Genomic DNA, 22,133 nt, shown 5'->3' with positions numbered 1-22,133 from the left:
AGTTCAAACCCTGAATCATTGCAGCCAAAATTTAAAATGCCGTTACCAATAGTTATTTTGCCTGGATATCTAGAAAGTGCGATCGCTTACCGCCAACTAGAACAATCCCTACAGCAGTTAGATTTTCCCACAGTTACAGTCCCACTACGACGGCGTGACTGGCTCCCCACTATTGGAAGAAGACCCGTTACATCGATTTTGCAACAACTCGATCAGACGATCAAGTATATATTGCGTCAATATAATACTACTCAAATTAACTTGATTGGTCACTCAGCCGGAGGTTGGATATCCCGCATTTACATGGGAGAAAAGCCCTATTTGGCAGGCGGTAATGTCAAACCGTTTCTCTGGGAAGGGCATCCCCTAGTTGCTACTTTCATAACTTTGGGCACACCCCATATTAGCCAAGAACGCTGGACACGCTCTAATTTAAATTTTGTTACCAACAACTACCCAGGAGCTTTTTATAAAAACGTTCGTTACGTTTGTGTAGCTGGCAAAACTATCTTTGGAGAAAGGCGGCCTGGTAGTTGGTTAGCTTACAATAGTTACCAATTAACCTGTGGTAAGGGTAACACTTGGGGAGATGGAATCACACCCATTGAAGCTGCTCATTTAGAGGGGGCAGAAAATCTGGTGATTCAAGGTGTGAGGCATTCTCCGAGAAGTCCGGGAATTTGGTATGGCTCACCAGAACCCTTAAAAGCTTGGGTGCAATATTTGATTTAAAAAACTTTATCTTAATACAACATTTATTAATATTTCTTAGCTAAAATCGTAATAGTAATAAATACTTAGTTAAGAACAGGAGGGGTGAGCCATGCAAAGCACCCAGTTCGATAAGATTTTGCGACGAATAGCGACGATATTATCAGTCGTGATTCTGACTCTGTGTTTAATTTATGTATCTACCGGAGTTTTGCTTGCTTTTTACTATGAACCAACAGCAGGCGGAGCTTACAATTCCTTAAAGATGATTAATACACAACTGCCATACGGCTGGTTGTTTTTAAGAGCGCACGATATTGCTGGTAACGCCATAATTGCGATCGCTCTAATTCAAATTGTGGTGATGTTTTTAGGTCGGCAATTTCGCAAGAGTTGGCTGGCTGCTTGGATTAGCGTGATTTTGTTGACCCTAAGTGCAATTGGGCTGAATTGGACAGCAATGATTTTAGATTGGACTCAGGAAGGATATTGGCGTTTTAGCATTGAGCTAGGAACCATCGAAGCTATTCCTTTAATTGGTGGGCAACTGCGCGACATCCTGACTGGCGGTGGAGCCATTAACACAATTACCGTCGAACACCTTTACACAATACACAGTTATCTAATTTCCGTAACGACGCTAATTCTTGCTGTAGTACATTTGTCTGCTTTACTCTGGCAAGAATCGCAAGGGGAATTAGGAGAGAGGCAATTAATTGCCTCTGTACAGGAGAGAGTCAATTAATCGCCTCTGTACAGCAGTTACTATTGTGTCCCCAATCCCCAATCTCCTCATCCCCTAGGAACCTCACTAGGAGAAAGTTGAGATAATTGGGCCAGAGATAAGTCTTCAACCTCCGGTAACTTTTCTAAGGAGAGGGGAGTGGATTGGGTGGCACCAGATAAACGTTTTAAAAGGCTAGGTCTGGGGTCATGCAACAGGTAAATAATGCGATCGCCAATTTCCCAATCTTGGTTAGCTGGCATTACCTGTAAGCGTTCTTCTCGTTCTAGCAATAAGGGTATCAAAAATCCAGTCCGAATCTTTTCTTGGATGCGATCGCATTGAGTGGAAAATTCCAACTCATCAAGTGTGGTTGTTCCCAACTTCACTCGCCCATTATTCAAATACTCATTCCAAGTTTTAATCGCTAAGTCTGGAATAAAAGCTTGATTAACTTTATTACTAATCGAAATATTTGTTTGTGGATCGCGGGGGAAAACAGCTAAAACGCGAGGCGGATTAAACTCCTCAGCTGCTCGTTGAGCCAAAACAAAATTCACTTCCCCGTTACTTGTCATAGCCAAAAAAGTACCCACAGAGGCAAGTCCTGCCTCTTCCAAAACAGCAGCATCCAACGCACTGCTGACAATCACCCGGAGATTTTGTGCCTCGGCTTGGACAAGATATTGGGGGTCAGTATCAATCATCACGACATTTTCTCCCCGTTCTTGAAAGAATCGAGCAATCAAAAGACTCAAGGGATTACAACCCACAATAACTGCCCCAGTTGCATCTTTGGAAGTGATTTGTAGCCATTGAGCAACCCAACCAGCTGTTAGCCCTTGGCAGACAACAGTCATGATAATTGTCAGGAATACTAGAGCTTTGATAGAATCGCCGCCGTTAATGCCGCGCTGTGTCAGCGAAATCGCAAAAAAAGAAGCGACAGAGGCGGCAACAATTCCTCTCGGAGCAACCCAGCTTAAAAATACTTTTTGTCGCCAGTTTAGGTCACTATTCCAGGTACACAAGAGGATATTAATCGGGCGAACGACAAACATTAGTACCAAAACGGTGAATAAACTACCCCAACCCAAAGCAAACACACTGGCAATAGATAAATCAGCAGCTAATAAGATAAATAGCACCGAGACGCTGAGGATTGTCAGTTGACCCTTAAAGCTTCGTAACAGACGTTCTTCGGGGACTGAGGAGTTCGCAAATACTGCCCCTGCAACTACTGTTGTCATTACTCCCGATTCACTGCGGATCATTTGCGATAAAGTAAACAGGCTCCAAAGTATCGCCAATACTACTAAGTTCTTTAGCTCAAATGACAGAAAACTAGCGCGTTTGAAAATCAAACTCATCAGATAACCGCCAGCGCCACCAATTGCCGCGCCAACACCCAGGCGCATCAGTAAACCAATGATCGCATTGATGGGGTCAGCATCGCCGTTCAAAATCGTATCGAGGACAACGAAGGCGAGGATAGCCCCTACAGGGTCAATTAAAACCCCCTCCCCTTCCAAAAGTGTTGCCACTTGCCGATCTACATTGATTTGTTTCAGCAAAGGGCCAACGACGGTTGGGCCTGTCACCACAATTATGGAAGCATAGAGAAAAGCTATGTTCCAAGGAAATTCGCCCAGCCAATGGGCTGCCATGCTCCCACCTAGCAAGGTGATCAGCGTTCCTTGAGTGACCAGCAATTGCAGGCTGACTGAAACTCTGCCTAACTCTCGTAAATCCAAGTTAAGTCCGCCTTCAAACAAAATTATTGCCGTGGCAAGGGCGACAATAACTTCTAGTCCAGCGCCTAGCGAATGGGGATGCAATAGCCCTATACCATCAGAGCCAAACAGAATGCCCAACAGCAATAACAAGACGATGCTGGGGACACGAAGGTATGCAGCTAGCACTTGGGCGCTAATGCCAGCAAAGACAGCGATCGCCATCTGTATGGTAATTTCAAAAGATGCTTCCATGTTGTAGATTTTGAGCGATTTATTTCAAAATCTTTTGTAAAAAACCGTAGATATTAACTTTACACGGTACAACATCATACCCTTTGTCCATTACTGAATTTAGCGTTTTTGCTATCCGGGCGTTCTCCTAAATTCCCAGCGCCTGCCGTTGATACACCCTGCGGCTTCTCACAGAAGCATCTTTGAACTTTTTTGTTTGTCTTCATGTTTTTGTATCCTCTTCAAGCTTTTGCCTCCACCCAGTTTAGCCGCCACAAACTTTTTTTTGCAAAACCTGTTGACAACTGCCAGGAAATTGGTTAACTTATAAAAGGTCTGAGTCCGATGCCCCCATCGTCTAGAGGCCTAGGACACCTCCCTTTCACGGAGGTAACGGGGATTCGAATTCCCCTGGGGGTACTTAAAAACAATAAAAAGTAAAAGCTTTTTTGTTTCCAGTTTGCGAATCAAAACCATCATTCAGGAATCAACCTGAATGATGGTTTAACTATACAGAGGGTTCTTTGCTGGCTAGTTCTTCTACACGTTGGTGAATAGCCGCAAGATTTAACCGCAAATCTTTACTCAGGCGATTTTCAATGATTCCCACAGGCATAGTGAGTTTAGGCCAAATTTGAATTGTATAGCACAGATTTGTTCCGACAAACTCACCGAGAGAATAAGGCTCTAAGCACCAGCTACCAGAAAAGCCTTTAAAATCTCCCTCTACCATGCAGAAATTAATTTCTTTGGGGAAGCATTCTTCTAAATCCAGAACCACCCGCGCAGAAAAATTGAAATTCAGTAGGCGCTGGGAGCCTACTTGCTCCAGCCTAATTCCACCATTGGGATGCTTGATTAGACGACTTTTAGCGAGGTTGGGAAGAAAATCAGGCAAGGCTTCATAGTCTGTCAGAACCTTCCAGATTTGTTCCACGGGTTGAGGAATTTGGACTTTAGCACTAATTTGCCGCTGTCGCTCTGCGATTTTCTCAATTTGAACTTCTACCTTAACAGGCAAATCCCCTTCTAGGTTGATGTTATCAATTGGAGACTGCAAATCAGGGTTCTCTGTTGTGTTCTGTTTTTTAGTCACTTTCAGAATTATGGTTTGCTTTCGTCAGAAAATTGGGGCAGAGTCAGGGTGAAGCAAATTTCGCTCTGTTCAGAATCCAAGATTGGGAGGCTTTCAACAGCGATCGCTCCATTCAGATGCTGCACTAAAGACTTGACTAAGGCAAGCCCCAAGCCAGTCCCTGGAGTCCAACGCCCTTTTCCCCGACGGAACTTGTCAAAGATGTAGGTCGCTTCTTCTTCAGAGATAGCATGTCCTGTATTCGTCACCTTCATGATAACTTGATCAATTTGTTTATCAACTTGGTGAGAGGCTTCAAGGTGGACAATGGTATTATGCTCTGAGTATTTACAGGCATTTGTTAACAACTCTTGCAGGATGCGGTCAAAACTCTCCAGTTCAGTTTGCAGTTTTAATGATTCTTCTGGTAAATCTACAGAAATCTTTAATCCTTTCTCTGCGAGTTTTTTCTCGAAAGATGCCGCTATATTTTGGATTCTAGTATTTAAATCTATAGATTCTAATTGCGGGGCTTCGTGAGGCGACTCTAGTTTCTGGAGTGTCAACAAGTCATTAATCAAGTTAATTTCTTTTGTACATTCCTGCTCTAGGATATCCATGTATCGAGCCTGACGCTCTGGCGCGATTCCTGGCAAACGTAAGTTCCGAATTGACATCAGCATATTTGTCAGAGGATAGCGCAAGCGATCGCTCATGTTACTCAAAAATTCATCTTTGAGTTCGTTAAGTTTCCGCAGTTGCTCAACATACTGCCGTGTTCTTTCATGCAATTTCGCTTGGAGTTCCAGACTACTCTGGAGTTTCGCTGTCCGTTCATCTACCAAAGTTTGCACTTGGCGCAATGTCTGTGACTGAATTATGGCATTACTCGCTTGAGCGCAAACCATTTCCACAAGATTTAATTCTGCTGGTTGCCAACTGCGAATCACAGATTGCTGTAGCACCAAGAATCCTAAGATTTTACCTTGGCTTTCTAAGGGCACTAAAAGTACGGCAGGCAATTTATCTATGGCAAATAATCGAGCAGCTCTTAGAGTATCGTTTTGGTCTATATAGTCATCGAAAATTACTGCTTTTCCAGAATCTATAAAGGCACGCTGGCATAAACCACAGTCCGAAATCAAGAAAGACTCAGCTAAGGTGTCTAGTTCACTAGTGCCGGAATTTGGTGTTTCCCTAGCCCATTCACCAATCACGGTAGCTTTCGCTTTGGGTATTTGTTTTTTAGCTTGAGTCCTAAATAGTGGATCTGTATATTTCAGTAGTATAAGCAAACCACGATCTGCCTGAAGAGATTCAGCAGTCGAGGCGACAACTAACTGGAGCATTTGATTAAGCTCCAAGTTGCTGCGATTTAATATAGTTAATTGCTTGATCAAGCTTTGATGCTGGTTGCTCTTTTGCACATACTGCTGTTGATGAGCAATGAGTTGAGCTTGTGCCACTCCAGAAAAAGCGATCGCGCAAGCCGACTCCACTTCTTTGAGCAATTGTTTTTCTGATTCACTCCATTCATAAGGTTGGAATTTAATCAGATTAATCACTCCATTATTCTTGCCACCAAACCGGGTGGGAATTGCCAAAACAGCTTTTATCGGTAGTGGCAAATATTGACACCCAACTACCAGACTGTTCTGAATGATGGAAATGTCTTCAATAGTCAATTGTTGAGAAGCACATTGCAGCACTGGCGAGTGCATAAGCAATTGTTCCATCGAAAACATCTCTTCCGGGTGTGGCAACCCTAAATACTCATTAGCACACCAATTAGTAGTAGTTGCTTCCTTAGATGTCTCACTTGCTACTGAAACCAAGCAGCAGCAATCTACATGAAAAGCAACTCCTAGCAATTGGGCAATATCTTGCAGCATCAACGCCGTAGCCGAGCTATTGGCAATGATTTGGTTAATCTCTTGTACCAACTGCAACTGGCGGGCACGTTCTTCCTGATGCTGCATCAGCTTGACTTGGTAAGGTTTTAGTCGATCTCTGTCACCTACGTAATGTGGCGGCGATGATAAAGGTTTTTTCATTTTTGGCACGCCCTCGGATAATAACCCCATTGTTTTTGCACCCAACCTTTTGGCATATTCTTCACCGTTAGTTGTGTTGCTACACCCTGATAATGGACAAATTTTGTGCGAATACTTTCTCTCACCTGTTATAGCCCTTTTCTATCTCAGATGGCCGAATTTCTACATATCAAGCAAATTGCTACATGATTACATAAGTAAATAGAATATTTAAGATATCCTATAAATACTTCAGTTAGACTATTTTTTACTGCTCTATGTTGAAATAATTTACTAACCTTATCCTGTCTGTAAGTGTATATAAACCGTAATTTCTCTGGAATTACTGCAGAATTTCCCTTCATTTCACGTAAAATTACTTAACTCACTTTATAAAATTTTATTACATTTTTAAAATGAGCTAGTAGGTTTAAGTAGCTACTCCTTTATCTCAGTAACTCTCGGTAAAATACCAATAAAAGTAGGGGCAATTCATAAATTGCCCCAGAGCGCGTTTAGCTTTGCGTAAGTCCTAATTAACGCCGTGTGCAACTTTCTCTCAAACCTAACCCCCAACCCCTTCCCTACTAGCGTTGGGGAACAAGAATCAAAGCCTCTCGTACTGGGGAAGAGGAATGGCAGGGGGGTTCTAAGAATAAGTTGCACATTGCGTTAATTAATAATGGGCTACATTCGTCTGAATATAAGACTATCCAGCCAAGCTCTCGACACTTAGAGGAACCATATCGCCATTCCTCGTCAGTCCTAACAACATTGGTTCTTGAGGTTGAATTAGTTGACCTGTGAGCACACAGCGTTCTTCTTGTTGAGCTGTGGCAGCGATGCTAGCTCGAATGTCGGCTCGCGAAAATCGAGGCTTCCATTCACCTGATTTTTGCTGGACATAATTCCAAAGGATATCTCGGATTAAAGCTTGATATCCCTGATTCCCAGCTATTTCTTTGAGTTTATCTTTGAGTTCCCGCTCAAGGCGGATGCTGGTAACTTCCATATCGGTGGTTGGGGTGCGGGCGATCGTATGCATCACTTTTTCTCCTTAGAGGTATAGACAAGATAGTAATACAAGTGTAGTATGTTTAAAGCGATATTCAATAGGTGAAATTTTCTGTGAAATCCATTTACCCCATCTCTACTTCAATTTTGTACGCTACCAATTGCCGAACCCGTTGGGAATCAGCTGCGATGGAAGTGGAGTATTTATTTATGGGCGATGGTAGCCGGAATCATGGGCAAATCACAGAAGGTAATGATGAATATAAATATCTCAGCATTAGTGCGCTAATTGCAAAGCCAGAACTAGATAAACCAAGCGGGGGGTACAGACAAAGAAATACTGTACCGATATAAGACCAGAAAATTTTCCGGTCAATTCTAACCCCCGCTTCACCAAAAACTTGAAGCGGGGGTTTTTTTATAAGGAGTTAAGCTGTGACGATATCTTCCATGCGCGGCGCGAACGCAATGCAAGTGTTAGAGCAATCTGTGGTGGTGTTTTCTCAAAATTACTTGCCACTGTGCCAGGTCAATATCAAGCGGGCAATTGTGCTGTTAGTAACCAACAAAGCCCAACCGCTGGATTTTACCACAGAAGGCGGATGGCGAATACACTCACCCAGATTGGTAATTGATGTACCAAAGCACATTCGTTTGACAATTACTTCTAATGAGCGGATGTGGAAAGTTTCGCCAGTGAATCGGCGAGAAGTGTTGCGACGAGATCATTACACTTGCCAATATTGCGGTAGCGGCAAACATCTAACGCTAGATCATGTGATGCCGCGTTCTAAAGGCGGTTCTCACACTTGGGATAACGTAGTCGCAGCTTGTGAAAGATGTAACTCCCGTGAAGGCAATTGCACCTTGTTTGAGGCTGGTATGCAACTGCGTACTAAACCCAAAGCACCAATGCACCCCGCGATTTCTTTTGCCGAACAGTTTTGGATAAATATGCAAGGAAGCCTGGAATAACAGGAGAGCATAAGGAATGCTGAAATTAACTTACACTGAAAGCAGTTTTTATTTGGAATGTCTCACTTTGTCGCTAGAAGAATGGGTAGCGCAGCGAGTGATTTTAGCCCTGCGAGTTGGGCAAAGTTTATGCATTGAACCCAGTACCGCTTCCTTTTTGCTTCCTGTTGATTTGCCAGGAGTAGAAGTGCTTAAGGCTGAGGTAAAAAGAGATGACAGAGAAATTATTGCCCTCTCTGCCTGCGATGCTGAATATATGGAAGTCACCCTGCGGGGTTCTTGGCTATTAGATAGTTCTAAGGATGCTGTAGGTGTGTTTTTCACCACTATGAGCGATCGTGCTGAGTTCTTTTTGCACAAACTTTGGCAAGAAGCTCAAGAAATTAGTGCTTCTGTCATGAGCGAATAAATGAAATAGTAGGGTGAGTAGAATTTCTCACCCTTTATTGCCCCATTTGCAGCAGTTCAGGAATTGTCACAAATCGGTAGCCTTGCTGTTTGAGTCTGCTGATGATTTGTGGCAATGCTTGTATAATTCTTTGGCGTAGACGCATTAGCGAAGCAGTAGCGACGTTCGCGTAGCGTCTCGCAGAGAAGGAGCGTCAGCGGCTTGTCGCCAGACATCGCCACCACCGTCATGGATCAAAACAATAGAACCTGGTTTCGCGCCTTTCAGGACATTATTTACAAATGCCTGCGGTTTGGCGTGAGGATCGGTATCAGCTGAAGTTAGCGACCACATAATTACAGCATTTTTCTGGCTTTTAGCGTAAGCGGCTAGTCCGTTGTTTAAAAAGCCTCCAGGAGGACGAAACAAAGCAGTTTTCACTCCTGTAGTTTTGTATATCAAATCAGCTGTGTGATCAATTTCACTCTTGGCTGTGGCTTCATCCATTCGCCGATACCAATGATGCCAAGTATGGTTGCCAATGGCGTGTCCCTCAGCTACCTCACGCTTGGCTAGATCGGGATTTGCTTGTAAGGCTTGTCCTACCCAAAAGAATGTCGCTTTAACATCATTTTGCTTGAGGATATCTAGCATTTCTAGGGTTGTCTTTGGCCACGGGCCATCATCAATACTGAGAGCAATAACCTTTTCGTTGTTGCTGGGTTGCAGCTTATAAACTTTAAAGGCGAAGATTCCAGGTACCCTTCCCTTCGGGACGCTCCGCGAACGGGAAGCAAGCTACGATTTCTCCATCTTCCTCTTTTTCCACCTGAAGCCGAAAAGCAAGGCGCTGTGCTGATAACACAGAAATAGGAGGGGCAGTACCTCCCTGGTGGATTTATATTTAGTGTTGGTATTACAACACTTGCGATGTCAATAGACGATCGCACTTGCCCATTTTTTATTGAAAATAACCAGAGTGGTTGGCATAACGGCTGTGCAAATAGCTCTTAACTCGCAGAAATAGGTTCGACCCCTATACCACCCATTGGTTGAGTCGATGGGGGATATTATTCCCCGCACCTCTCAGTTAAATCTGGGCGTGCGATTTTCACCGCACCCAGCTTCCGATGTTCTCAGCTTTCGCTTTTGCTCATGTGTTTGTAATCGTGACAACTCTCATGAATTGCTTCCAGATTATTTTTCTTCCAGTTGGCGTGATTTCCATCGATGTGATGCAGGTGAACCCGTTCCTCATCGATGAATTTTAGACCGCAGGAGGCACATCTATGGTTTTGCTTCTTAAGAGCTTTAGAGGTTTCACCGTCATAGAGTTTACTGTTACGTTCGCTCCAGTAGGCTGTATTTCCGTCATAAGGGGATTTAATTCCTTTGACCATGACGTGGTTACTTTCGGAGAAGGAAACCTTCGGAAATGCTTTGTCTACTAATTTCTTGCTAGAGTAGCGATTTTTCTTGGCTTCCTTGTTGAATACCATATAAGCTCTTTTTTGGATGTGGTATAACGAGTTTCTTGACCCGTCCATCTTGCAGAACTTATGGTAGTTTCTCCAACCTCTTACTACCGGAGCTAATTTCTCAGCTTTTGTGGTAGCCCCATAATTCGAGTTGTTGACGATGTGTTTTACTTTCTTACGGAATGCTTTGAAGTTGTCCACTGAGGGAGTGCTTCTAAATTTTCCGTTTTTCTGTACTTTGAAGTGCCAGCCGAGGAAATCAAACCCATCTGTCGCGGCGGTAACTTTGGTTTTCTTTTGGCTTACATTCATTCCGCGTTTGCGGAGAAACTCGCTGATTCTTTCAAGTATCTCTATCGCATCATCTTCGGGTCGGAGTACAATGACCATATCATCCGCGTAACGGATTGATGGCTTGGCGATATGCTTTTCTGAAGTATTGCGTGTAATTCTCCTTCCCCTTTTATAGTCTCGATGATATTTGTGGATATCTTCGATTCCGTTGAGCGCGATATTTGCTAGTAGTGGGCTAACTACTCCCCCTTGGGGTGTACCCTGTTCGGGGAATTCTGGGTTAACTCCTGCCTTGAGGCATCGGAATATTCCGAGTTTTAAGCCTTTGGGGGAGATGAGTTCGTCCATTATTGCTGAGTGATTAATCCTATCGAAGCATTTTTCAATATCGAGTTCTATAACTCTTTTATCTATTCCGTTACTTTGTGAGCGTAGGTTGTCAAAGATGTACATTTGTGCATCATGGGCAGAGCGCCCAGTTCTAAACCCGTAACTACTAGCGTGGAAAGTGGCTTCGTGTGCTGGTTCAAGTGCATATTTTGCTAGGCATTGCCAAGCTCTATCTGCGATGGTCGGTATTTTAAGCATTCTGGTAGTCCCGTCCTTCTTAGGAATGGGGATTTCTCGTAAGCCTTGATGCTTCCAATTTCCACTGTTCATTTTTAGTAATTCTTCAAGGTTGAAGCGTTCTTCAAATGAGAGGGATTTCTTACCATCAATACCAGCCGTCTTTTTACCAGCGTTTAGCTGAGATACAAGTCTAATTGCAAGAAATCGAGCCGAGGTGGATTTTAGAATAAGCTTTTGGAGTGACCGCGCTTTCCGCTTGTCGCCAACTTGAACAGCTTTGTACACTCGCTTTTGGAGGCGGAATAGGTTACGGCGGAATTTCTTCCAAGGTAACGCTACCCATGATTCACTAGTTTTGTAACTGTGCCTAATCATACTCTTCTCTGGTTTGTGTATTCTGAACACCTCAGACCAATTACGGTCTGTCCTACCCGAATTGTGGGGATTCCTCCGCTCGTCTGGGCTACTTGGGGTTCGACAGCCCCTTGACCCACAACTCGTTTTTATTCGTTCCCTCGGTAGATTGATTGTTCCATTAGGTGTGGTCAATTCAACCACTGGATTCCCAGGACTCTTACCGCTAACATCCATACTTTGCGGCGGGAATAAGTTCCAGTAAAATCAGGGGTTTTAGTGTTGCGCCCTGTTTATTTCTAGGTTGCTTTTGTAGACCCTATTTCATCATAGGAACTCCCTGTTAGCGCCAGTGTCAACCCGCAACGGTCGTCTGATTGCGCCCAGTTAAGAGCTTCACTCTACAAGAACCGAGCTTGTTCGGTGTGGGCAGATAAGGAATCAGTTCTGAGTCTGAATGGTAGGGCTTTCACCTACATCTGACCGGGAGTTCAGCCTTTAGTGACAGTAATCTGCTGTCGGGCTGGATTAGTTATGTACGGACTTTTTACCGTGATTCACTAATCAACGAATCGCACATGAATAGGAACTAGCGATCGCTAGTTGAGCATGTTGCAAAAATATATCTTTATCCAGAGCATATATGGGATATTGCGGTGTTACCGCCAGTAGTTTCTCAATTCTTTCCCTGGCTGCCTCTACTACTGATTCGTTTAAGCTACCTTTGGTCAGAGAATCGACAAAATCTTCGGCAATCTGATAAGTTCTTTCTATAGATGATGAGTTGATATTGCGCGAAACAATAAACAAGTCACAGCCTGCATGAAATGACCGTGCCACAGTACCAGCTTTCACAAACATATCTGAGATAGCTTTCATATCCAAGTCGTCAGATACAACCACTCCCTCAAAGCCAAGTTCCTCTCTAAGTATGGTTTTGAGGATAGGCTGGGAAAGCGTTGCTGGCACTTGGGCATCTATTGTGGGAAATAATATATGGGCAGTCATGATCAAAGGAATCTGCACTTTGATTAAAGCTCTGAAGGGTATAAGTTCTCGAAGTCGCAGGTCTTCTAAAGTTAAATTCAGTATTGGTAGCTCAATGTGAGAGTCTTTGCTCGTGTCTCCATGTCCGGGGAAATGTTTGGCGCATCCCAAAATTCCTGAATCTCGAAGTCCAAGGTAATAGTCACGGACACCTTGAGCAGCAGTTTCGGGTGTGCGACCAAAGGCGCGAGGGCCAATTACAGGGTTATTGGGATGGGAAAAAATATCTGCTACAGGTGCCCAAGATAAGTTAATACCCAGTGATTTTAGTTCTACAGCTGTGGCTTTTGCTACTTCTGATGCGTGCGATCGCAACAATAACCCATGAGGAAAGCGGGTAATTGGCAGTGGTGTACGAATTACACGGCCTCCTTCATGATCTAGAGTCATGAACATTGAATCACGTTCAGTATATTCTTGTATCTGCCTGTTTAAATCCTTGAAACTTTCCAGCCAAACCTGATATGGGGTACCATCCAAAAAGTTTTTAGCGAAAAATATTACCCCAATCGGTTTCAATTCATTGAGTGCACGTTTATCGTCATCGCTTAATTTAGTGCCGGAAATACCTAAAATCAGGTGATGTCCAAAGCGCTTTAGCTCCTGCGATACACCCATAATCTTTTACCTATAAGTTGTGCGGTAAACAACTGGGTTGTTCAACCTAGAGGACATAAACTTTTATCGTACACCTTTATGGTCAGCGGAAGTTTCCCAAGTAGTTTTTAGGCAATACTCCACATATTTCTTCAGAACAAATACACGAACTACCAAATAAATCAACTACTTTCAGACAACATTTGGGATTAGCTTATTTTCAGTCAAAGGAAATACTTTTGTTTTGATAAATCTTCTGTGTGTAAAGATAGACAAAATGCTCGCCCAAACCTATTGCCAACAATGGTATTGACAATTTGCTTGGGCAGGTGTGTGTAGGTAAAATTCCCTTTGGCAAAAGTTTTTTAGGGAAGCGATCGCACAATAGCTGCCAAATGTAACGGATTGCAACGTATAATGAGAATCGACAAAACCATTAAGAAATATTGAAGGGCATTAGGGTTAAATGCGAGTAGCGATCGCGGGTGCTGGTTTAGCAGGACTTTCCTGCGCGAAATATCTCACGGACGCAGGTCACACTCCCATTGTCTTGGAAAGCCGGGACGTATTGGGTGGTCTTGTTGCGGCGTGGAAAGACTCTGACGGCGACTGGTACGAAACCGGGTTACACGCCTTCTTTGGGGCATATCCTAATATGCTCCAAATGCTCAAGGAGTTGGGCATTGAAGACAGACTCCAGTGGAAAGAGCATACGTTAATTTTTAATCAACCAGACAAGCCTGGAACACTCTCACGTTTTGATGTTCCAGATATTCCATCTCCTTTCAACGTGATTGCATCGATTCTTCGCAACAAAGATATGTTGACTTGGGAGCAGAAGATTCGATTTGCAGTTGGCCTACTTCCAGCAGTGGTTCGGGGTCAAAAGTATGTTGAAGAAATGGACAAATACAGCTTCTTAGAGTGGTTGGAAAGGCAAGGTGTTGACGAGCGGGTAACTAGTGACGTTTTTATCGCCGCGTGTAAAGCGCTCACCTTTATCAATCCTGATGAAGTTTCGTCAACAATTCTCCTAACTGCACTCAATCGCTTTCTGCAAGAACGATATGGCTCCAAGATTGCATTTTTGGATGGTTCTCCTACAGAACGTCTATGTAGCCCAATCGTAGATTACATCACAGAACGCGGTGGAGAAGTACGTTTGAATGCCCCCTTGAAAGAGATTTTGCTCAATGCCGATGGCACTGTAAAAGGATACTTGATTCGAGGCTTAAATGGGGCAGAAGATGAAGTTATCACAGCAGATTCGTATGTATCTGCCATGTCGGTTGACCCCTTGAAGGTCATGTTGCCTCAACCTTGGAAGCTTATGGAGTTTTTCAAGAAGCTAGAAGGTTTGGAAGGAGTACCAGTGATTAACCTGCATCTGTGGTTTGACCGGAAACTTACAGAAATTGATCACTTGCTTTTTTCGCGATCGCCCCTCCTAAGCGTTTATGCTGATATGAGCAATACCTGCCGTGAATACGCCAACCCCAATCGCTCAATGCTGGAATTAGTTCTAGCTCCGGCAAAAGATTGGATTGCCAAATCTGATGAGGAGATTGTAGCTGCAACGCTTGCTGAATTGGAAAAACTTTTCCCCGATCACTTTGGGGGAGACAATCCAGCAACATTGCTGAAATCTCATGTGGTGAAAACGCCGCGTTCAGTTTACAAAGCGACCCCAGGTCGTCAACAGTACCGTCCCGCACAAGTTACGCCCATTGCCAACTTCTATCTCGCCGGAAGTTATACCATGCAACGCTACTTAGGCAGTATGGAAGGTGCCGTACTTTCTGGTAAGCTGACAGCGCAGGCAATTTCTGAGGCTCTCCCGGTAGCAAACTCCTCAAACCTGCAAACGCTCACCCGACCGCCCGCAACGAATGCTGCAACTGCCTGATTCCCCCCCGCGCATGAAAACGCTGGTCTCTGTAGACGAGTCATACAAACTTTGCCGACATCTCACAGCAAAGTATGCCAAGACTTTTTACCTGGGTACTTTGCTTATGAGTCCGGTAAAACGTCAATCTATTTGGTCAATTTACGCTTGGTGTCGCCGTACAGATGAATTGGTAGATGGGCCCGCATCTGCTATTACCACGCCAGAAACCCTAGACCTATGGGAACAGCAGCTGGAATCGATTTTTGCGGGACACCCATTAGAAAATTACGATGTAGCTTTAGTTGATACCCTCCAGCGCTTTCCGATGGACATTCAGCCCTTTCGGGATATGATTGCCGGTCAGCGCATGGACTTATATCGTAGTCGTTATGAAACCTTTGAGGACTTATACCTCTACTGTTACCGTGTTGCTGGCACTGTTGGCTTAATGTCAACAGCAATTATGGGTGTGGATAGCACCATATACACCGCTCCGTGGCAACAGAACAAACAACCTTATGTTCCCATAGAAGAAGCGATCGCTCTGGGAATTGCCAATCAACTCACCAACATCCTGCGGGATGTGGGAGAAGATGCTAAACGGGGGCGGATCTACATTCCCCTTGAGGACTTGGCAAAATTCAACTATACCGAGCAAGACTTCTTCAAAGGTGTGGTAGATGAGCGTTGGCGGGCATTGATGCGCTTTCAAATTGACCGCGCCCGCCAATTTTACACCACATCCGACCAGGGAATTACTTATTTAGCATCTGATGCCCGTTGGCCTGTATGGGCAGCATCAATGCTGTACGGACAGATTTTAGAGGTGATTGAACGCAACGATTACGATGTATTCAGTCAGCGAGCTTATGTTCCCCAGTGGAAAAAGTTACGCACATTGCCCTTAGCTTGGATGCGATCGCAAGTCCTTTGAGAAATTAGTCATTTGTCCCTAGTCCCTAGTCCTTAGTCTGTTATAAATGACTAATAACCAATGACAAATGACAAATGACTATTGACTCATAAGAGCAAGTCTGGTAACATTGATATTCGTGAGTCAGGAGAGGTGGCTGAGTGGTCGAAAGCGGCAGATTGCTAATCTGTTGTACGGCAGGCAACTCCGTACCGAGGGTTCGAATCCCTCCCTCTCCGTTTTCCAGCTTTTGAGACACGGAATAAACCCGTGTTTAAAATAAATACCAATGTAGGGGTAAACACTTCTACTCCCAAAGATGGATGATATGATTTATCCTTTGGAGTCTTGATAAGATCCAGCTAAGTTGCAAACCTAGTTTGACTCTTAACTTTTAGTCTCCTTAATATCTGAGGAGTATAAGTGATTTATGAAAAAAATTAGTGCTGCCTTAACTTTAAGTATAGCTACCCTAGCAACTGGGTTTCTAGTTGGGGCTTGTGGTGATAGCAGTACGCCTAATGGCACAGCTAACAACGCAAGTACCGCTACCCCAGCAGCAAACTCAACTATCACAAGCAATACTAAAGGGCTAAAAATTGGTTCATTGCTACCGACAACAGGCGACTTGGCTTCTGTAGGACAACAGATGCTAGGTTCCGTCCCTTTACTAGTCGATACAGTCAACGCTTGTGGAGGAGTCAATGGTGAACCTGTTACCTTGGTGCAAGTAGACGACCAAACCGACCCCAGAGCTGGTGCAGCCGGTATGACGAAGCTAGCAACTTTAGATAAAGTAGCAGGTGTAGTTGGCTCCTTTGCCAGTAGTGTTTCTAGTGCAGCAGTCTCCATCGCCACGCCGAATAAAGTCATGCTGGTTTCTCCTGGTAGTACCAGTCCCGTGTTTACTGAAAAGGCCCAAAAAGGCGACTATAAAGGATTTTGGGCGCGGACTGCTCCCCCGGATACCTACCAAGCACTAGCTTTAGCCCAACTTGCCAGAAAAAAAGGTTTCCAGCGAGTTTCTACAGTCGTGATTAATAATGACTATGGCGTAGGCTTTGAAAAAGCATTTGTGCAAACTTTTGAAAAATTGGGTGGCACCATCGTCAATAAAGATAAGCCTGTCCGCTACGACCCAAAAGCCCAGACATTTGATACAGAAGCGGCTGCTGCTTTTGCTGGTAAACCAGATGCAGTGCTAGCTGTACTATATGCAGAAACTGGCAGTCTGTTCCTGAAAGCCGCCTATCAGCAAGGTGTGACGAAGGGAGTGCAAATTTTACTGACAGATGGAGTTAAATCACCTACTTTCCCAGAACAAGTTGGCAAAGATGGTGATAAATTTATTTTAACTGGAGCGATCGGTACAGTACCCGGTTCCAACGGTAAAGCACTAGAAGCTTTCAATAAATTGTGGAAGGATAAAAAGGGTGGTGCGCCAGGGGAATACGCTCCTCAAGCTTGGGATGCGGCTGCTTTGTTGACATTGGCAGCACAAGCTGCTAAGGAAAATACAGGCGTTGGCATAGCCAGTAAAATCCGTGAAGTTTCCAATGGGACTGGCACAGAAGTTACTGATGTCTGCGAGGGACTGAAGTTGCTTAAAAATGGTCAAAAAATTAACTACCAAGGAGCTAGCGGCAATGTTGATGTTGATGCTAACGGTGATGTCGTTGGTGTTTACGATGTCTGGACGGTAGGAGACGATGGCCAAATTAAGGTAATTGACAAAGTTAGCCCCAAGTAAAAACTTAAGAGTTAGGAGTTATGAGTCAAATATTAATAACTCATAACTTCTAACTTCCTAACTTTTAAAGCCCATTGAAGTTGTAACCAACTCCTAACAACAAGCCTATATCAGTTTCATCAAAAAATCCGGCATTTACAGCAGCCGTTGCAGTAAATTGAGAAGTTAGCGGCACATCAATGCCAGCAGATGCCAAAAAGGCAAATTGCGAATCATCGCCAGTTTTGTAAGCTGCACCCACTCCGACATAAGGTGCGATCGCTAACGGTTCGCTAAAAGGATCTGCTGGCTGAAACGTAAAATCGTAGGTGATAGGAAGTAGAACTGTGGTGTTGTCCCCAAATACGGCTGAGGGTCGCACAGATATAGAATTTGTCAGTCCGATTTTGCTGACTACCGCGAAGTTACCGTCGCCTAAAGACGTGTCACCACCGCTCAAACCAATATTAGCAGCAATGCCAAGATAGCTGCTGCCACCGCGGGTAGTTGTCCCTAAATCAATATCCGATTGCGCCACTTTGCTATCAGATGGTTGAACAGTTGTTTGAGAAGTCGGTTGTATAAACTCAGAGGTGAGCGTTGCAGATGAGGTTGCCACTGTGCCCGGAACAGGTGTTACGCCAATGTTTTCCTGTATAGCCGTGTTGGGCAACTGTTGTGCTTTAGTTAAACTTGTAACTGTAAATGTTTCAGTTGTTTGTGTAGAGAGATTTTGCTTTGTAGTGTCTAGTTCTGTACTAAACTCTTTGGGAGACGCTACGGTTGCCGAAGGCTCGGTTAATGGCTGACTGCTTACCTTGTCTACTGTCTGAGCAGTTGCAGATAAACCGCTACTCAAGAATGTAAGAGCAGCTATACCTGGCAAGCAAAAAACACCTTTACGAAGAAAAATAGTATTCACATTCACTCCTAAGACAATCTTGCCACGAAAAATAAAGTTTTTTGTTGATTTACAGCGAATTTCAAGTTTGTGAAGTACACGAGCTAAGTCTGAAAGCCAGGTATAAAGCCTGTTTTCTTTCTGTTAGCGCAACGGGGCATAGCCCATTCTGACCGGAGGCGGGGCATCTCCGGCTTTGCTCCTTAATTCTGAATTCTGCTGTAAGTCAACAAATTTGGGCAATATTCAAAATTTAACATCAAAAAATCGGTTTTGCATCCTGATTTTGCTGGATTTATCTATTGAATATTTACGGTTAAAAAATTAAGTATCATATCCTAAATATCTGGAATTTGATAGATGACAAATAGACTTTTGGCTTTAAGTGAAGAGTCTATTTATTGAGGAGGCTATCAGGATTGTCCACATCAATACCAAGCTTTCTTAATCTTTGTGTTTGCCTTGACTTATAGTCTGTAAAAGGCATTATTACAGGTTAAGGGACTTTGTAATAAGCACTTTAATGCTTAGATGGCTAAAATAGAAAGGCTTCTCATAGGGGATGATTGGTTTATTTAGACCACTCTTTACTAAAAATTGGGCTTTGTAACAATAAAAGTTGATTGTGAAGCAATATTACAAAGCTTGCAAAAATATTTAGAAATTGTCTACAAGACAAACATAGTTCTAACGTAGAACCTATTAGGAGAGACTTGAGGCAAATGTGATGAGCGGAAATAATATTCAAAAGTATCGGTTTGTCTGTACCCTGACTTTCGGTGATATCTACGGACAAATAATTGTTTGGTTAATTACAATTACCCTAAGTTTGGCATCAGCCTTAGCGTTGATGGGTGCCAAGCGACCTGTGTATGCTTTAGCAACAGCGGGTCTTGTCGTTCTGCTATCACTACCTTTCTTGTTGTTTGCGTTTGTCACTACCTTGTTAAATCATATTGAAGTCACTCCTGTAGGCCCGGGAACCAAAATGGAACCCATGCCAGGTAATGTGTCTCAGCAACAACCTGTAGAAGCAAGTAGCTAAAGAGTTAGGAGTTAAGAGTTAGGAGTTAGGAGTTATGAGTCACTCTATCTGTCCCAATAATTCTTCATTTTTAATTTTTCACTCCTAACTCCAAAATTTGTAGTTATATCCCTGTCATTTATAGGCAGGGAATTTTTTTGGAAAGATGCTACTGCTGCAACGCACTACCTGATTAATCCCGTCTCTACAATAGAACAGCAGGGGTTTGCAGTCGGGGACTAAATATGCTGGAACATGATGTGATTATTGTCGGGGGTGGATTGGCAGGATGTCGCGCTGCTGTAGAAATTGCCCGTATTGACCCTAGTTTAAATATTGCTGTGGTTGCCAAAACTCACCCAATTCGATCGCACTCAGTTGCGGCTCAAGGTGGTATGGCTGCGTCGCTGAAAAATGTTGATTCCGAAGATAGTTGGGAAGCACATGCTTTTGATACTGTCAAGGGTTCTGATTACTTGGCAGACCAAGATGCCGTAGCAATTCTCACCCAAGAAGCGCCAGGTGTGGTAATTGACTTGGAACACATGGGCGTATTATTCTCTCGTTTATCCGATGGTCGCATTGCTCAACGGGCTTTCGGCGGACATTCTCACAATCGCACTTGCTACGCCGCTGACAAAACCGGTCACGCGATTCTGCACGAATTGGTTAACAATTTGCGGCGTTATGGGGTGCAAGTTTATGAAGAATGGTATGTGATGCGTCTCATTTTGGAAGAAAATGAGGCGAAGGGTGTGGTCATGTTCCATCTTTTGGATGGGCATATCGAGGTGGTGCGGGCTAAGGCAGTGATGTTTGCCACAGGGGGCTATGGTCGTGTTTATAACACTACCTCTAATGATTACGCTTCTTCTGGTGATGGTTTAGCAATGACTGCGATCGCAGGTTTGCCCCTGGAAGATATGGAATTTGTGCAATTTCATCCCACTGGTTTATATCCAGTAGGGGTGCTGATTTCGGAAGCAGTACGGGGGGAAGGGGCGTATCTAATTAATAGTGAAGGTGATCGCTTTATGGCGAATTATGCCCCTAGTCGGATGGAACTGGCTCCTCGTGATATTACCTCACGAGCGATCGCTTACGAAATTCGCGCTGGACGTGGTATTCATCTCAATGGAAGTGCTGGTGGCCCCTTTGTCTATCTGGATCTACGCCATCTGGGTAAAGAAAAAATTATGAGTCGCGTTCCCTTCTGCTGGGAAGAAGCCCATCGCTTAGTAGGCGTTGACGCAGTAACTCAACCTATGCCAGTCCGCCCGACAATTCACTATTGTATGGGTGGTATCCCAGTTAACACCGATGGGCAAGTTCGCAGTAGTGGTGATGGTTTAGTTGATGCTTTCTTTGCCGCGGGTGAAACATCTTGTGTTTCCGTACATGGTGCTAATCGTTTGGGGAGTAATTCTCTGCTGGAATGTGTCGTTTATGGCAAGAGAACTGGGGCTGCGATCGCAAAATTTGTGCAAAAACGTAAGTTACCCTCTGTAGATGAGCAACGGTATGTAACAGAAGCCCAGCAACAAATTCAAACTTTGTTAGAACAACCAGGACAGTACCGGATTAACCAAGTCCGTGAAGCTTTTCAGGATTGTATGACTGAGTACTGTGGTGTTTTTCGCACTCAGGCATTAATGACTGAAGGTTTGCAGAAACTAGAAGAAATACAACAAAAATACCCGCAAATTTATTTAGATGACAAAGGTAGTTGCTGGAATACGGAACTCGTAGAAGCCTTAGAATTGCGAAGTTTGATGGTAGTAGGGCAGACTATTTTGGCATCAGCCCTAAATCGCCAAGAAAGTCGTGGCGCTCATTTCCGCGAAGATTATTCTGAGCGAGATGATAGCAACTTCCTCAAACACACAATGGCTTACTATTCACCAGCTGGAATTGATATTCAATACCGACCGGTGGCGATTACCATGTTTGAGCCAAAAGAGCGGAAGTATTAGCCAAAGGTAAATTTATGTGAGAAATCGAGGTGATTAAAAAAATTTTATCCACCTCGATTAAGAATATGAAATGATTAAGTTATCAATTAGAACCTAATTGTTTCTGAATCACAGCAATTATTTTTTCTTCCCAAGCCGGATCATCTAAATTGTATTGCAGCATCACGATGACGAGATTTTCGTCTATCCATGTAAGCATAAAAGGCTTCCTTATTATCCTTGTTGGTGAGAAAGTAACTCTTTAGCTCTTGGTCGCTCATTGCTGCATAGTTTACCTTATTTATGGTTGCATACTACTATCTGGTGTAGTTTCTAGCTCTATTTCTTCATTTTGTCCATCTAATATAAATATATATATTGAGCGATCTGACTTTTCCCGTTAAGTCTCTTTTGCAAGCTGCCAACCTTCACAGAGGTCATGCAATTTTAACCAGCCTCGCCACAGTACCTGAATGCCAATGGGTGTTTTGCTTCGATG

17 protein-coding genes, 2 tRNA genes and 2 pseudogenes are annotated in these 22,133 nt (G+C 43.7%); 12 read left to right on the top strand and 9 right to left on the bottom strand.

Translation table 11 applies throughout. From position 1 onward, the window contains the following. Positions 1–36 precede the first annotated feature (36 nt). Positions 37–732: an esterase/lipase family protein gene (locus H6G97_RS22395; RefSeq protein WP_190942869.1), complete on the top strand. Its 696-nt coding sequence runs from the start codon at positions 37–39 to the stop codon at positions 730–732. Between the two features lie 91 nt (positions 733–823). Next, a complete protein-coding gene (locus H6G97_RS22390) occupies positions 824–1,456 on the top strand; it encodes a cytochrome b N-terminal domain-containing protein (RefSeq protein WP_190942868.1) in 633 nt (210 codons plus the stop codon). 47 nt (positions 1,457–1,503) lie between these two features. Here H6G97_RS22390 and H6G97_RS22385 read toward each other — a convergent pair whose 3' ends face one another. Beyond that, a complete protein-coding gene (locus H6G97_RS22385) occupies positions 1,504–3,423 on the bottom strand; it encodes a cation:proton antiporter (RefSeq protein ID WP_190942867.1) in 1,920 nt (639 codons plus the stop codon). Between the two features lie 326 nt (positions 3,424–3,749). Here H6G97_RS22385 and H6G97_RS22380 point away from each other — a divergent pair. Further along, a tRNA-Glu gene (locus tag H6G97_RS22380) sits at positions 3,750–3,822 on the top strand. An 88-nt stretch (positions 3,823–3,910) separates the two neighbouring features. On the opposite strand, the gene H6G97_RS22375 is transcribed toward H6G97_RS22380, so the two are convergent. From H6G97_RS22375 to H6G97_RS22365, 3 genes are all read right to left on the bottom strand, one after another. Beyond that, on the bottom strand, positions 3,911–4,498 hold the full coding sequence (locus H6G97_RS22375; protein ID WP_190942866.1) for an SRPBCC family protein: 588 nt from the start codon (positions 4,496–4,498) through the stop codon (positions 3,911–3,913). A gap of 8 nt (positions 4,499–4,506) precedes the next feature. After that, positions 4,507–6,531 carry a sensor histidine kinase gene (locus H6G97_RS22370; RefSeq protein ID WP_242055096.1) on the bottom strand — a complete coding sequence of 675 codons (2,025 nt, stop codon included), beginning with the start codon at positions 6,529–6,531 and terminating at the stop codon, positions 4,507–4,509. A 688-nt stretch (positions 6,532–7,219) separates the two neighbouring features. After that, entirely contained in the window at positions 7,220–7,555 is a 336-nt protein-coding gene (locus H6G97_RS22365) for a ribbon-helix-helix domain-containing protein (RefSeq protein ID WP_012409307.1), read from the bottom strand. 83 nt (positions 7,556–7,638) lie between these two features. Here H6G97_RS22365 and H6G97_RS22360 point away from each other — a divergent pair, with 83 nt between their 5' ends. The 3 genes from H6G97_RS22360 (at position 7,639) to H6G97_RS22350 (ending at position 8,908) form a co-directional block, all read left to right on the top strand. Next, a complete protein-coding gene (locus H6G97_RS22360; protein ID WP_410174674.1) occupies positions 7,639–7,878 on the top strand; it encodes a hypothetical protein in 240 nt (79 codons plus the stop codon). 114 nt (positions 7,879–7,992) lie between these two features. Beyond that, positions 7,993–8,499, top strand: a complete 507-nt coding sequence (locus H6G97_RS22355; protein WP_190942889.1) for an HNH endonuclease — start codon at positions 7,993–7,995, stop codon at positions 8,497–8,499. A 16-nt stretch (positions 8,500–8,515) separates the two neighbouring features. Further along, positions 8,516–8,908 carry an alr0857 family protein gene (locus H6G97_RS22350; RefSeq protein ID WP_190942863.1) on the top strand — a complete coding sequence of 131 codons (393 nt, stop codon included), beginning with the start codon at positions 8,516–8,518 and terminating at the stop codon, positions 8,906–8,908. A 34-nt stretch (positions 8,909–8,942) separates the two neighbouring features. Here the strand turns inward: H6G97_RS22350 and H6G97_RS22345 are convergent. The 3 genes and pseudogenes from H6G97_RS22345 to H6G97_RS22335 all read right to left on the bottom strand — a co-directional run. Then, a pseudogene (locus tag H6G97_RS22345) lies at positions 8,943–9,649 on the bottom strand (polysaccharide deacetylase family protein); the annotation flags it as partial. Positions 9,650–10,023: 374 nt separating this feature from the next. Beyond that, complete coding sequence (locus tag H6G97_RS22340; RefSeq protein WP_190942862.1) at positions 10,024–11,604, bottom strand: group II intron reverse transcriptase/maturase; 1,581 nt, start codon at positions 11,602–11,604, stop codon at positions 10,024–10,026. Positions 11,605–12,147: 543 nt separating this feature from the next. Beyond that, complete coding sequence (locus tag H6G97_RS22335; RefSeq protein ID WP_190942861.1) at positions 12,148–13,248, bottom strand: glycoside hydrolase family 3 N-terminal domain-containing protein; 1,101 nt, start codon at positions 13,246–13,248, stop codon at positions 12,148–12,150. Positions 13,249–13,693: 445 nt separating this feature from the next. Between H6G97_RS22335 and pds the strand changes: the two genes are divergently transcribed. From pds to H6G97_RS22315, 4 genes are all read left to right on the top strand, one after another. Then, a complete protein-coding gene (gene pds / locus H6G97_RS22330; protein WP_190942860.1) occupies positions 13,694–15,133 on the top strand; it encodes a 15-cis-phytoene desaturase in 1,440 nt (479 codons plus the stop codon). Further along, positions 15,117–16,049, top strand: a complete 933-nt coding sequence (crtB, locus tag H6G97_RS22325) for a 15-cis-phytoene synthase CrtB (RefSeq protein WP_190942859.1) — start codon at positions 15,117–15,119, stop codon at positions 16,047–16,049. The genes pds and crtB overlap by 17 nt, the downstream gene beginning before the upstream one ends. 126 nt (positions 16,050–16,175) lie before the next feature. Next, positions 16,176–16,267: transfer RNA gene (locus H6G97_RS22320), tRNA-Ser, on the top strand. Between the two features lie 191 nt (positions 16,268–16,458). Further along, entirely contained in the window at positions 16,459–17,778 is a 1,320-nt protein-coding gene (locus tag H6G97_RS22315; protein WP_190942858.1) for an ABC transporter substrate-binding protein, read from the top strand. 64 nt (positions 17,779–17,842) lie between these two features. Here H6G97_RS22315 and H6G97_RS22310 read toward each other — a convergent pair whose 3' ends face one another. Beyond that, positions 17,843–18,679 (bottom strand): hypothetical protein, encoded by an 837-nt coding sequence (locus H6G97_RS22310; protein WP_190942857.1) that lies wholly within the window; start codon positions 18,677–18,679, stop codon positions 17,843–17,845. A gap of 706 nt (positions 18,680–19,385) precedes the next feature. On the opposite strand from H6G97_RS22310, the gene H6G97_RS22305 reads away from it, so the two are divergent. Together H6G97_RS22305 and H6G97_RS22300 are read left to right on the top strand one after the other, a co-directional pair. Then, positions 19,386–19,703 carry a hypothetical protein gene (locus H6G97_RS22305; protein ID WP_190942856.1) on the top strand — a complete coding sequence of 106 codons (318 nt, stop codon included), beginning with the start codon at positions 19,386–19,388 and terminating at the stop codon, positions 19,701–19,703. Between the two features lie 224 nt (positions 19,704–19,927). After that, complete coding sequence (locus H6G97_RS22300) at positions 19,928–21,655, top strand: succinate dehydrogenase/fumarate reductase flavoprotein subunit (protein WP_190942855.1); 1,728 nt, start codon at positions 19,928–19,930, stop codon at positions 21,653–21,655. Between the two features lie 215 nt (positions 21,656–21,870). Here H6G97_RS22300 and H6G97_RS56045 read toward each other — a convergent pair. After that, positions 21,871–21,915: pseudogene (locus H6G97_RS56045) on the bottom strand (hypothetical protein); the annotation flags it as partial. Between the last annotated feature and the right edge of the window lie 218 nt (positions 21,916–22,133).

It is taken from the genome of Nostoc flagelliforme FACHB-838 (genome assembly GCF_014698065.1).
Classification (GTDB): domain Bacteria; phylum Cyanobacteriota; class Cyanobacteriia; order Cyanobacteriales; family Nostocaceae; genus Nostoc; species Nostoc flagelliforme_B.
This window is presented reverse-complemented; position numbering and strand designations above follow the sequence as displayed.

Coding starts and splice junctions, on each gene's coding strand:
- H6G97_RS22395 (WP_190942869.1), top strand. CDS start 37: ATGCCGTTACCAATAGTTATTTTGCCTGGATATCTAGAAAGTGCGATC.
- H6G97_RS22390 (WP_190942868.1), top strand. CDS start 824: ATGCAAAGCACCCAGTTCGATAAGATTTTGCGACGAATAGCGACGATA.
- H6G97_RS22385 (WP_190942867.1), bottom strand. CDS start 3,423: ATGGAAGCATCTTTTGAAATTACCATACAGATGGCGATCGCTGTCTTT.
- H6G97_RS22370 (WP_242055096.1), bottom strand. CDS start 6,531: ATGAAAAAACCTTTATCATCGCCGCCACATTACGTAGGTGACAGAGAT.
- H6G97_RS22365 (WP_012409307.1), bottom strand. CDS start 7,555: ATGCATACGATCGCCCGCACCCCAACCACCGATATGGAAGTTACCAGC.
- H6G97_RS22355 (WP_190942889.1), top strand. CDS start 7,993: ATGCAAGTGTTAGAGCAATCTGTGGTGGTGTTTTCTCAAAATTACTTG.
- H6G97_RS22350 (WP_190942863.1), top strand. CDS start 8,516: ATGCTGAAATTAACTTACACTGAAAGCAGTTTTTATTTGGAATGTCTC.
- H6G97_RS22340 (WP_190942862.1), bottom strand. CDS start 11,604: ATGATTAGGCACAGTTACAAAACTAGTGAATCATGGGTAGCGTTACCT.
- H6G97_RS22335 (WP_190942861.1), bottom strand. CDS start 13,248: ATGGGTGTATCGCAGGAGCTAAAGCGCTTTGGACATCACCTGATTTTA.
- pds (WP_190942860.1), top strand. CDS start 13,694: ATGCGAGTAGCGATCGCGGGTGCTGGTTTAGCAGGACTTTCCTGCGCG.
- crtB (WP_190942859.1), top strand. CDS start 15,117: ATGCTGCAACTGCCTGATTCCCCCCCGCGCATGAAAACGCTGGTCTCT.
- H6G97_RS22315 (WP_190942858.1), top strand. CDS start 16,459: ATGAAAAAAATTAGTGCTGCCTTAACTTTAAGTATAGCTACCCTAGCA.
- H6G97_RS22305 (WP_190942856.1), top strand. CDS start 19,386: ATGAGCGGAAATAATATTCAAAAGTATCGGTTTGTCTGTACCCTGACT.
- H6G97_RS22300 (WP_190942855.1), top strand. CDS start 19,928: ATGCTGGAACATGATGTGATTATTGTCGGGGGTGGATTGGCAGGATGT.